Origin of the sequence: Cytobacillus praedii, from assembly GCF_001439605.1 — a bacterium.
Taxonomy (GTDB): domain Bacteria; phylum Bacillota; class Bacilli; order Bacillales; family Cytobacillaceae; genus Cytobacillus; species Cytobacillus praedii.
In genome coordinates this window covers 148,014-160,390 of sequence record NZ_LMBX01000007.1, presented here as the reverse complement: position 1 = coordinate 160,390, position 12,377 = coordinate 148,014, and the positions used below count along the sequence as shown (strand labels likewise).

Annotated in this window: 11 protein-coding genes; all 11 read right to left on the bottom strand. The window is 38.1% G+C overall.

Annotated features, from left to right (window positions below):
• Nucleotides 1-434: 434 nt before the first annotated feature.
• Nucleotides 435-1,232 (bottom strand): TIGR00282 family metallophosphoesterase, encoded by a 798-nt coding sequence (locus ASU02_RS09995; RefSeq protein WP_057763275.1) that lies wholly within the window; start codon nt 1,230-1,232, stop codon nt 435-437.
• Nucleotides 1,233-1,523: 291 nt separating this feature from the next.
• Entirely contained in the window at nt 1,524-3,089 is a 1,566-nt protein-coding gene (rny, locus tag ASU02_RS09990; RefSeq protein ID WP_057763274.1) for a ribonuclease Y, read from the bottom strand.
• Between the two features lie 249 nt (nt 3,090-3,338).
• Nucleotides 3,339-4,379 (bottom strand): recombinase RecA, encoded by a 1,041-nt coding sequence (gene recA, locus ASU02_RS09985; protein WP_053475735.1) that lies wholly within the window; start codon nt 4,377-4,379, stop codon nt 3,339-3,341.
• A gap of 237 nt (nt 4,380-4,616) precedes the next feature.
• Entirely contained in the window at nt 4,617-5,870 is a 1,254-nt protein-coding gene (locus ASU02_RS09980; RefSeq protein ID WP_057763273.1) for a competence/damage-inducible protein A, read from the bottom strand.
• A 42-nt stretch (nt 5,871-5,912) separates the two neighbouring features.
• On the bottom strand, nt 5,913-6,491 hold the full coding sequence (gene pgsA, locus ASU02_RS09975) for a CDP-diacylglycerol--glycerol-3-phosphate 3-phosphatidyltransferase (RefSeq protein WP_057763272.1): 579 nt from the start codon (nt 6,489-6,491) through the stop codon (nt 5,913-5,915).
• Nucleotides 6,492-6,542: 51 nt separating this feature from the next.
• Complete coding sequence (locus tag ASU02_RS09970) at nt 6,543-7,451, bottom strand: helix-turn-helix domain-containing protein (RefSeq protein ID WP_057763271.1); 909 nt, start codon at nt 7,449-7,451, stop codon at nt 6,543-6,545.
• A gap of 22 nt (nt 7,452-7,473) precedes the next feature.
• The gene (locus ASU02_RS09965; RefSeq protein ID WP_053475731.1) at nt 7,474-8,265 is read right to left on the bottom strand and encodes a DUF3388 domain-containing protein; all 792 of its coding nucleotides are present in this window, start codon (nt 8,263-8,265) and stop codon (nt 7,474-7,476) included.
• A 158-nt stretch (nt 8,266-8,423) separates the two neighbouring features.
• Nucleotides 8,424-8,684: a DUF3243 domain-containing protein gene (locus tag ASU02_RS09960; protein ID WP_057763270.1), complete on the bottom strand. Its 261-nt coding sequence runs from the start codon at nt 8,682-8,684 to the stop codon at nt 8,424-8,426.
• A 107-nt stretch (nt 8,685-8,791) separates the two neighbouring features.
• Entirely contained in the window at nt 8,792-9,514 is a 723-nt protein-coding gene (gene ymfI / locus ASU02_RS09955) for an elongation factor P 5-aminopentanone reductase (protein WP_057763269.1), read from the bottom strand.
• Between the two features lie 73 nt (nt 9,515-9,587).
• On the bottom strand, nt 9,588-10,871 hold the full coding sequence (gene yfmH / locus ASU02_RS09950) for an EF-P 5-aminopentanol modification-associated protein YfmH (RefSeq protein WP_057763268.1): 1,284 nt from the start codon (nt 10,869-10,871) through the stop codon (nt 9,588-9,590).
• On the bottom strand, nt 10,871-12,151 hold the full coding sequence (gene yfmF / locus ASU02_RS09945) for an EF-P 5-aminopentanol modification-associated protein YfmF (protein WP_057763267.1): 1,281 nt from the start codon (nt 12,149-12,151) through the stop codon (nt 10,871-10,873). The genes yfmH and yfmF overlap by 1 nt, the downstream gene beginning before the upstream one ends.
• Nucleotides 12,152-12,377 lie beyond the last annotated feature (226 nt).

Sequence of the window (12,377 nt, the reverse complement as noted above, 5' to 3'; positions counted from 1 at the left end):
CATGACCTTTCTTAGACAGCCATGATGTTCCCAATTTGGTGTGATACTCTTTCACCTAAAAATAGGGCATGTATATCGATAATGCCTTTTCGGAAATGAACACGTCAGTATAAATCATTCCATTGCTACTATATTCAGTTCTTAAATCACATATTCCGGCTTGGACAAAATAAAGACATAAACAAATGCGAAAAGTGCCTCGATCATCGTCATATGGACTGAACCGCCACTGACAAAGTAAAGGAAACACGATGATCGATAATGATTCGATGTTTACTTCTCGTAGGTGAGAGGGAAGTCCATTAGGCTAAGGTGCTTGAGCTGGATGCATTCAACTTGTCGCAAAATTAACAACCCTCAATATTATTATTTCTTAGTAAGAATAAAAGACTGCATCCGATTACATATTATGCTATCGGATGCAGTCTTTTGTATTATGAAAAAAATGGATTGTCATCATTAATTAATATTCGATTTATTTTTTTTGCTTTTCCACTGGTTTTATCAATTTCGATAATCACAGCACTTAACTGTTTACGTCCTTCTTTTGGCACTTCAAATCGAACAGGCAAGTTTGTTAAAAACCTTTTTAACACAGCCTCTCTTTCAACGCCTAATATCCCGTCATATGGGCCAGTCATGCCAACATCTGTTAAATAGGCTGTCCCTTCTGGTAAGATCCGGCTATCAGCTGTTTGTACATGTGTGTGTGTGCCAACAACTGCAGAAACTCTCCCATCTAAATACCAGCCCATCGCTTGCTTCTCGCTCGTTGCTTCAGCATGAAAGTCAACAAAGATCGTTGACGTTCTTTTTCTTGCTTCATGTATTAATTCATCCGCTTTTTTGAATGGACAGTCAATAGAAGGCATGAACGTTCTTCCTTGCAAACTAATTACTGCAATTTCCTCTGTATTAAATTTAAGATAAACGATTCCCTTTCCTGGATTCCCTTCAGGAAAGTTTGCGGGCCTTACTAAGTATTTAGCTTGATCAATAAATTCAAAGATTTCTCTATTATCCCATGTATGATTTCCAAGAGTCACTGCCTGTGCGCCAGCTTCTAAAAATCCTCGATAAATCTTTTCCGTTATACCTTTTCCGCCTGCTGCATTTTCACCATTTATAATCGTAATTTGTGGACGATATTTCTCTTTTAGCTTTGGGACATATTCGGTAATCATCTCTCGGCCTTGTGAACCGACAACATCCCCTACAAACAAAATATTCATTGTACTGCCCTTTCTTTATATGTATTTCTTCTATACATTGTATCACAATCTCAATCTTTCCACTCTTCTTAAGAAAGCGCATGCACCTAAGTGATCGCCTTATAAAAGCAGAAGGGACGATTTTACCGAGACAGGAGACTCAATAAGCGAAATCAAATTGAATCCGACTTTTCGTAAAGTGAGAATAAGAAGCTTGATATGCTAGAAAGCTTGCGCTAAACATTCTCAAACCCCAAGTTTATACTGTCATATCTTTCTCAATAAAAATAAAGCGATGCATTTAGCATCGCCTTACTTCGCATATTCCACGGCTCTTGTTTCACGAATAACAGTTACTTTAATATGCCCTGGATAGTCAAGCTCTTCTTCAATCTTTTTACGTATATCTCTAGCTAATCGATGTGCTTCAAGATCGTCGATTTGCTCAGGTTTTACTAAAATTCGAATTTCACGTCCTGCTTGAATAGCAAAAGACTTTTCAACACCATCATAAGATTCAGAAATCTCTTCAAGCTTCTCAAGACGGCGAATATAATTTTCGAGTGTCTCTCTTCTTGCTCCAGGTCGCGCTGCTGATAATGCATCTGCTGCGGCAACAAGAACAGCAATAATTGATGTAGGTTCAGTGTCTCCATGATGGGAAGCAATACTGTTAATCACAATTGGATGTTCCTTATACTTCGTAGCAAGCTCTACCCCAATTTCAACATGGCTTCCTTCTACCTCATGATCAATCGCTTTACCAATATCGTGAAGTAAGCCGGCACGGCGTGCTAATACTTCATCTTGACCAAGTTCCGCTGCTAGCAAACCTGACAGCTGTGCGACTTCCATTGAGTGCTTAAGTACATTTTGACCATAGCTTGTCCGGAATTTAAGGCGACCAAGAATTTTAATTAAATCTGGATGGAGGCCATGAACACCAACTTCAAAAGTTGTCTGTTCTCCAATTTCGCGGATATGCTCATCCACTTCACGGCGAGCTTTGTCAACCATTTCTTCAATCCGTGCAGGATGTATACGTCCGTCCTGTACAAGTTTGTCTAAAGCTAAACGAGCTGTTTCTCGGCGAATTGGATCAAAACCAGATAATATAACAGCCTCTGGCGTATCATCAATAATGAGATCAATACCTGTTAACGTTTCTAGTGTTCGAATATTTCGACCCTCACGGCCAATTATTCGACCCTTCATCTCATCATTTGGAAGATTTACCACAGATACTGTTGTTTCAGCCACATGATCAGCAGCACAACGTTGAATTGCGAGTGACAAGATATCCTTCGCTTTCTTATCTGCTTCTTCTTTCGCACGAATTTCGCCCTCTTTTATCATTATCGCGACATCATGAGCTACTTCCTGCTCGACTCGCTCCAAAATGATGGACTTCGCCTCTTCACGAGTTAAGCCCGAGATGCGTTCCAGCTCTGCTTTTTGTGCACGTACCATCTCGTCCACTTTGCTTTCCATCTCTTCAATATGCTGTTGTCTTTTGTTAAGAGAATCGTCCCTCTTCTCTAAAAGTGTTTCACGTTTATCTAACGTTTCATCTTTGCGATCAAGATTTTCTTCCTTTTGCAGTAAACGATTTTCTTGTTTTTGTAATTCATTTCTTCGATCACGAATCTCACGCTCTGCCTCTGTACGAAGCTTATGAATTTCATCCTTCGCTTCAATTAGAGCTTCTTTCTTTATAGCATCCGCTTCTCGCTTTGATTCTTCTAAAATCTGCTCTGCAGCATCTTTAGCTCCTGCAACTTTTGCCTGAGCAATGGACTTACAAACAAAATAACTAACAACCGCACCAACGAATAGGCCAAGCAAACTGGAGATGATGATTGCTGTAAATAGTTCCATCATTTCACCTCCTCTTGCTATGAACTTTTTGTGTTACGTCTTTAAAGTGTTGGCATGTATATTGAAATACAACATACAGCACTAAGGCTTTTCAACGTTTTTCATATCATCATAAAATGTAAAATATACATTTTTAATTGTAAAGCTGTGGTATTTCATTGTCAAGGCTTACTCTGATAGACACTCATGTTATTTATCCTCCATTTTAAAAAAAGCAAAGCTCGCAGCTTTGCTTTTTTCACCACTATATCAATCAATTAGTTGAAGTTCCTCTTGTTCATCATCACCGCTTACAACATGCTCCCCATCGAGTCCATAATGATCACGGATTTGTGTTTGAATTTGTTTACGGATTTCAGGATTTTCTTTCAAGAAGAGCTTGGCATTTTCTCGACCTTGACCAACGCGCTCATCATTGAAGGAATACCATGAACCACTTTTTTGAACAATGTCCAGCTCAGAGCCTATATCAATAATTTCGCCTTCCCTTGAAATACCTTCTCCATACATAATATCAACCTCCGCTACACGGAATGGAGGTGCAACTTTATTTTTCACAACTTTAATTTTTGTTTTGTTACCTACAATATCTTGACCTTGCTTTATCGCTTCAGCACGGCGCACTTCAAGACGGACAGTTGAGTAAAACTTCAACGCGCGTCCTCCTGGAGTTGTCTCTGGATTCCCGAACATAACTCCAACTTTTTCACGGATTTGGTTTATGAAAATAGCAATTGTTTTTGATTTATTGATTGCGCCTGATAGTTTACGAAGGGCTTGGGACATTAGACGTGCTTGTAATCCGACATGCGAGTCTCCCATTTCCCCTTCTATTTCTGCCTTAGGTACGAGCGCGGCAACAGAATCAATGACAAGAATATCAACTGCACCACTTCTTACAAGCGCTTCAGCAATCTCTAAAGCTTGCTCTCCCGTATCTGGCTGTGAAAGCAATAATTCATCAATATTAACTCCCAGCTTTTGCGCATAAACTGGATCAAGTGCGTGTTCTGCATCGATAAATGCTGCCTGCCCGCCAGCTGCTTGTACCTCTGCAATTGCATGCAGGGCAACAGTTGTTTTACCTGAGCTTTCTGGGCCGTATGTTTCAATAATACGCCCTCTAGGATACCCGCCAACCCCAAGTGCTATATCCAGCGCCAATGATCCGCTTGGAATTGTAGAAATTTTCCGGTCTGTTTGCTCTCCAAGCTTCATAATTGAACCTTTACCAAATTGTTTCTCTATTTGTTTTAACGCCATTTCTAGTGCTGCCTGACGATCACTCATTCATACTTCCTCCTCTTCAACATTCAAAAAGTCTAAGTTTTGCTCTCGTTCAAAACCTAACTCTACTATAACCGTTTTCTTATCTTTTGTCGAGAAAAAAAGCGAACATCCATTCTTCTTTTTTTAATGTCTATTCTTTCATAAAATGAAAGAATAGACTGAGAGAAATGATATTTTCAAAGCATATGACTTTGAGAAAAGCAGAAACTGACGATAATTTAAAAAAATCAGAATGCACTATTTAGCATTCTGACTTCCATTTAATCTCTTTATTAAAAAGTGGCATCCATACTTTACACTTCTAACCCGGATGGCATCTCTCGTTCCGCCAAAATTCAGCTTTTCAACTTGAACTGGCTCATCTTTTATAGAAATACCAATGTACACGGTCCCTACAGGCTTACCTTCTAATTCATCCGGACCCGCAACCCCTGTAAAGCTAATGCCAATATCTGCGTTCATTAGGGAAGCAACATTTTTTGCTAGCTCTCGCGCACATTGCTCGCTAACGACTCCATTTTCAGCAATTGTAGTTTTCTGAACGTTTAGCACATTTTCTTTCACTTCATTTGTATAGCAAACAACTCCGCCTTTAAGAAGCTCTCCTGCCCCTGGTATTGCTGTAAACACCTGCTGGAACATTCCTCCTGTGAGACTCTCAGCGCAAGCAATCGTCAGCTTTTTATCCTTAATAAATTTAATTAACTCATGCATTAAGGATGTTTCATCATAACCATAAAAGTATTCACCGACTCGAGAAAGAATTTGTTTTTCAGTCTCATCCAGCAGTCTTAAAGCCGTATCCATTTGTTTATGTTTAGCTGTTAACCGAAGAGTTACTTCCCCATCCGATGCAAGTGGCGCGATTGTCGGATTTGTTTGAGCATCAATTAAATCTTCAATTTCTGTTTCGAGCATTGCCTCTCCAATGCCAAAAAACCTTAAAACTCGGGAAAGAATCACATCTTCCTCTTGAAGCAGTGACCGAAGAACTGGGTAGCCATATTTCAAAAACATCGGTTCCATTTCTTTTGGTGGTCCTGGAAGCAGCATATAGGCATGGCTTCCACCCTCCAGCAGCATTCCAGGAGCCATCCCATGCTCATTCGGCAAAATATGCGAATCCTCTAAAACAATTGCCTGCTTCTTATTATTTTCTGTCATCTGGCGATTCGTGCGCTCAAAGTAAAGTTCAATCGATTGAAGAGCCTCATTATTCATAATCAGTCTTTTATTTACGTGCTTTGCAATCGTTTCCTTTGTTAGGTCATCTTTTGTAGGTCCTAATCCTCCAGTGAATATTAGAAGATTCGAACGCTCCTCAGCTATTTTAATTACTGCTTTAAGGCGATCAGGATTATCACCAACACAAGTATGGTAAAAAACATTAATCCCTAAATCAGCAAGCTGCCTGGACAAAAAACGAGCATTTGTATTTACAATTTGTCCTAACAAAAGTTCAGAACCAACTGCGATTATTTCTGCATTCATGTAAACGCCACCTTGTTTGTATAGGATGAAAAAAGAAAATAATTATTTTGAATTGACAAAGGCACCCTTATTCTTTGCAAAATAATCCCAGCCAGACCAGATTGTAAAGACGAGCGCTACCCAAAGAGCAATATCTGCAAAAGGAATCGAAAGCATTTCAAAAATTATATTATGCAGTAATAAAGCAGAAATAGCGACAATTTGTGTCCATGTTTTGATTTTTCCTAATTGATTGGCTGCTACCACTTCTCCCCCGCCTGCAAGAATAAGCCGTAAACCAGTTACTGCAAATTCTCGGCTTATAATAATAATTACGATCCAAGAGGCAGCGTAGCCAAGCTCAACTAGAACAATTAATGCTGCAGAAACGAGGAGCTTGTCAGCAAGCGGATCAAGAAACTTTCCTAGGTTCGTAACAAGATTATATTTCCTTGCAAAATGTCCATCCACCCAGTCAGTTGCAGAAGCAACTATAAAAATGAGTGCTCCTACTAAATGTGTAACAGGAAGTGTAGCACCTAGGATGGTAAGCTCTCCCCAAGAGAAAGGAACAAGCATAATAATTAAAAATAATGGAATTAAAAAGATTCGAGAAATAGTAATTTTATTTGGCAAATTCATGATTTTACCTCCAATATAGTAATAACGCGAAAAATAGTCATCAGATGATGACTATTCGTTGTTCGGTAAGTAGCGAATGGTTATATTCTGCGTAACCGATTGACTCGGAGGAATAGCATACTCAACTTTTTCATCATTTACATAAATCTCAGTTTCTGTCGATTTACCAATGACAATAACAGCTTCAATTTCCCTAGAAAAATCAATTACCTGACTTTCATTTTCGCCCTTTTTCAACGTACCAGAGAAAAAGGAAGTTCCTTTTCCATTTAAAATATTGACCCATGTTTCTCCAGTAGAAACTACCTTCAATTCAAAGCGGTCTGTATTTTTCAATTCATATACAGTTTTTTTGCCGCTTGATTGAGCAACAGTGACCTCTTGTTTAGGAGCTTCAATCTCTTCCTCTGCGGTCTCTTCTTCATTCGTTTGATCGTCCTGCTTTACTGAATCTTCACCAGTAGCTTTCTCTTTATCAGTATCTTTCGCAAAATCATCTGATTCCTCAATACGTACGGGTTCCTTTCCGCTGTTCTCAACGGAATCCTTCGTATTTCCTCCATCATTTGAATTTTGAAAAAAAGCATAAGCGGCAGCTAGTGCCCCAACAACAAAAATAGCAATTAATATTTTCGGAAGAATATCAAAAACCTTTGACCTTCCAGTAGAAACATTCTGTCTTGATTGTACACGTGAAAGCTTTTCTGGAATATCTTCATTTATCGTGGAAGGAATATCACTTTTAAACTCTTCAAAAATTTCCTCCGGTTCTATTCCAACAGCTTCCGCGTATTGCTTAATAAACGCCCTAACATAAAACTTTCCAGGCATCATACTATAATTGCCTTCTTCAATACCAATTAAATATCGCTTTTGTATCTTTGTTACTGCCTGCAGGTCATCAAGGCTCATGTTTTTAGCCAACCGAGCCTCTTTCAGTCGATTCCCGAGTTCTGTCAATTCACAACACCTTCCAAGTCACTTAAAAATCAAATCCGCCAAATTCAGAATCAGAAAACATCTTATTTTCATTTACAATGTCATATTTTATTTCTTCCTCTGGGTCATGACGAAGCTCAATAATATAATCGAAGTCATCGATTGAATATTGAGTGTTTTCTACAAAAATATCTGGATGCTCAACCACTTTTATTGCGGGAAGACTCATTATTTCACGGACAAGCTGCCAATGCTTTTCATTTGCTCTTCTAGATGACACAATTCCATCGATAATGAATAGATTGTTTTCGTTATATTCATCATGAATGAGCTGATTACGTATCGTTTGTTTTAAAAGAGTCGAAGAAACAAATAACCATCGCTTATTTGCACAAACACTTGAAGCAACAATTGATTCTGTTTTTCCTACTCGAGGCATTCCCCGGATTCCTATTAGCTTGTGCCCTTCCTGCTTAAATAATTCTGCCATAAAGTCAACTAATAATCCAAGCTCGTCCCTTACAAACCTAAACGTCTTCTTATCATCTGCATCTTGTTGTATGTATCTTCCATGACGAACAGCTAATCGGTCTCTTAATTTTGGAACACGCAGCTTAATTAGTTTTATTGTATCCATCGTATGTAAAATTGACTCTAACCGAACAATTTGTTCATAGTTTTTCGCTAAAATTAACAAGCCTCTTCGGCCCTGTTCCACACCATTAATCGTTACAATATTAATCGAGAGCATTCCGAGAAGGGAAGAAATATCACCAAGCAACCCCGGACGGTTCTTTGTTATTTCATATTCTAAATACCATTCTGTTTTACTCATAAAGACCTCCTTTTACCGTTGCTATACGATTTCTCTTACCTTCTATATCATAAATGATTTTACTTAAAGATGAAAGGATAAACCTATGCAAAAAATGCCATTAGCCATTTTTCGAAAAATTAAAAAAGAGAGGACCTTTCCTCTCTTTTTTAAACAATTTATTTATGTGTCCCATTATCCTCTACAAGCTTTACCATCATGCTAGCAATGGCTTCCTGCTCATCCTTGTTCGCAACAGACCAAAGATCTGAGAGGATTTTTTCCTGTTCATTTTTTGGTTCTACTTGTTTTGCTAAGTAATCACCAATCTGGTAAGCAAGGTTATTAACCGTGTCTTTACTCATCCCCTGCTGCTGTCCCTGATCGAGACGATCACCAAGAAAGTCTTTCCACTGCTGCCAATTATCAAGCACAGACATGATATTATCCTCCTTTAAAACAATGTTGTACACCATTGTACATAGTTATTTTGGATTTCAGAAAGACAAAATATGCATGTAATTTATTGACTATTCATTGAACAACTTTATGTATGCCAGCCACCGTTTACTGCAAGAACCTGACCAGTAATATAAGAAGCCTGATCAGAAAGCAAAAATGAAACAGCATCTGCAATATTTGCTGGTGAAGCCAGCCTTCCCATCGGTATTTCATTTTTCAATTCCTCAAGCTCTTCAAACGAAAAACCATCAAGCATTGCTGTCTGTACGGCCCCAGGAGCCACTGCATTTACTCGAATTCCATTAAAAGCAACTTCCTTGCTTAACGCTTTTACAAACGCAATTTGCGCCCCTTTAACCGTTGAATATGCTACTTCACACGCAGCACCCGTCTGCCCCCAAATTGAGGAAATGACCACTACATTCCCTCCTCTCTTAGAAAGCAGCTTGGGTAAAAGTTCTTTAGTTAGCATAAGCGGTGTTCTTACATGGATATTGATTAATGTATCCGCCTGTTCTTCGTCCAATTCGTGCAGGAGGCCAGAATGGCTAGTGCCGCTGTTATGAACAACTGCATCAAGAGAAAATATATTTTTCACTACTTTTTTATACCCTTTAGTTGTCGTAAGATCTGCTTGAATTGGGATATATTCCCCTCCAAAAAACTGCAATTGCTCTAAGAGCTGTTCGATTGCCTTTTTATTTTCATTGTAATGTAAATATAAAGAATAACCTTGCTCAGCTAGTCTAATTGCAGTTGCTCCTCCAATCCCCCCGCTTGCACCAGTAATTAGCACGAACTTTTTCATTTTTTCTACACCCATTTCCTTGAACAGAAGAAAGCGCCACTATAACGGCGCTTCTTCATTCTTATCTTCTCATTTATTTTTTTGGCACAACTTGACATACCGTGAATTGTTCTTCTCCTATTAGCTCATTTGCAGCCAGCTCTATATCTGCTATAGTAATGCTTTCAAGTGTTGGCACAACTTCGAATAAATCCATGTCATTAAACGCATATCTTGTAAACTGATTGGCAATATATTCAGGTGAATTAACGGCACGTAAAAATGCACCGATTTTCTTCTTTTTTGTCCGTTCGATGCTTTCATCAGTAATTGTTCCCTTTGCTTCCAAAAGAATCTTTTTTATCGTGTCTGCAAGACGGTCGGGATTACTTGTATCCCCGCCAACCATCGCAAATCCAAACCCATTCTCCTCCGTGTAATCAAATGAAAATGTTTCATCAATAAGCCCTTCATTGTATAAAGCACTATAATGCTCGGAGCTCTTTCCAAATAATATATCAAGCATCACATTCAAGCTTAATTCCTTCTTTAGCATTTCTTTGCCAGATTGAGTAACGTTACGTGCTTTTATCCCCACTAAGCATTTAGAGGTTTGCACATTCATTTGAAGTACCTGCTTTTTCTGGGCAACTGCTACTGGCTCATCTTCAAATTTCCGTTTGATTTCTGGCAGCTCTTTATACTCCTTGTGATCCTGATTATCCTTTACCATCTTCATAACTTGTTCCTGATCAACAGGACCAACAATGAACAATAACATATTGCTCGGATGATAAAACGTTTCATAGCACTCATATAGCATATCCTTTGTTATATGAGAAATCGATTCAATTGTGCCAGCAATATCAATTTTCACTGGGTGGTTCTCATACATATTTTGGATTAACCCAAAATACAGGCGCCAATCCGGATTATCATCATACATCGTAATTTCTTGACCGATAATCCCTTTTTCCTTTTCAACTGTTTTTTCAGTAAAATACGGTGCTTGAACAAAATCAATTAATGTTTCAAGATTTTGTTCCACATTAGATGTACTAGAGAACAAATAAGCAGTTCTTGTAAAAGAGGTAAATGCATTTGCTGATGCTCCTTGTTTGCTAAATTGCTGAAATACGTCGCCATCTTCTTTCTCAAAAAGCTTATGTTCTAAAAAGTGAGCGATTCCATCTGGCACCTTTACATAGTCATCTTTTCCCGGCGGAAGAAAATGATTGTCTATCGATCCATACTTCGTTGTGAATGTTGCATATGTTTTATTGAATCCATGTTTCGGAAGGATATACACATCAAGCCCATTATTTAACTTTTCATAATATAATTGTTCATGCAACTGATCAAACGTTATTTTTTCCATTATTTAACATCCCCCTTCCCTGTCAAAAAGTAAATAGTATCTAAATTTATCTTATTTGCAACGGCAATAATATCTTCCTTTGTCACATGATCCATTTTTTCCATCCATTCATCGAGGGAGATATCTTTCTTTGAAACAACATTATGATATAGAATTTCAACTATTCCTCGTGAGGTGTCAACTGTTTCAAGCAGTTGATTTTTAATCACCGCTTTCGTTTGCACGATCTCCTCTTCTGAGAAATCCCCACTTTTCATCGCATCCATTTGTTCATTAATAATTCGAATGGCTTGATCGTAATTTTTATTATCAATTCCCGACATGACCATCATTAATCCTTTATGACTTTCAAGTCTGCTTGTTACATAATAAGCAAGGCTTGCTTTTTCTCTTACATTAAGAAATAACTTTGAATGTGAGAATCCTCCAAAAATTCCATTAAACACTTGAAGAGCATAATAATCCTCATCCCCGTATTTGATATTTGTCCGGTAGCCAATATTTAGTTTCCCTTGTTTTACATCCTGTTCTTCAATTACTTCATGGAAATTGTTTTTCTGTTTATATTTATCCGAATCAATGAGTTGAGGTGTCCGTTCTGAAAATTGGAATCGCTCTTCAGCCAGCCCAACTACTTCTTCTTCCGTTACATCTCCAACTATATAAAGATCAAGTTCATCCGTCTTCATTGCATTTTGGTAATATTCATATAAGCTTTCTGCTGTAATAGAATCTACATTGTTCATATCCCCATGAACATGGAGGGAATAAGGTTCCTCCTTACACATTTCCTGAACCAATCGATAATTGGAATAACGCATTTTATCGTCATAAACGGATTGTATTCTTTGCTTCAATGTTCTTTTTTCATTTTCTACCGTTTCTTTATGGAAAGCACCTTCTCTTACATTTGGTCTCATTAATAAACCTGCCAAAAACTCGATAGCCTTTTTTAAAAGGGGCGTTGGGTCGGATAAAAACTTTTCATTGGCAACTTCCATCGACAAACTTATAATATGGAACTCGCCTTTTTTGGCCAAATCCACAAATAAACTCCCACCATATAGTTCATCTAAATAGGATCGCAGCTTTCCTGTTGTCGGGAACTCTTCGCTGCTGCTCTGTAATACATAGGGTAAAAGTGCCCGTAAAGTAACATCTTCTTTCTTTAACGGTGCTTTCATTTTCCAAACGATCGTATTGGTTTTATACTTTTCGGTCTTTACAATATGAACTTTATAACCAGCCATTGGTTTAACTGTTTCTGAAATAATATTCATATGACGTCCTCCTAATCGTTTTTATGTATCTCGTCCAAGATTTATTTTCTGCAAACACCTTTAAATTAAATCATATTCTAACTATAACTTGCCCTATTTCTTCTTTTCAAGTTATTGACACAATAGTATGTTCACAGACGCAAATTAGATATAAGTGTACTCCAGCCCCAGGTTATGCAAAGGTATCCCATGAACCCCTCGTCTTGAGTTTTTCATGGAATACATA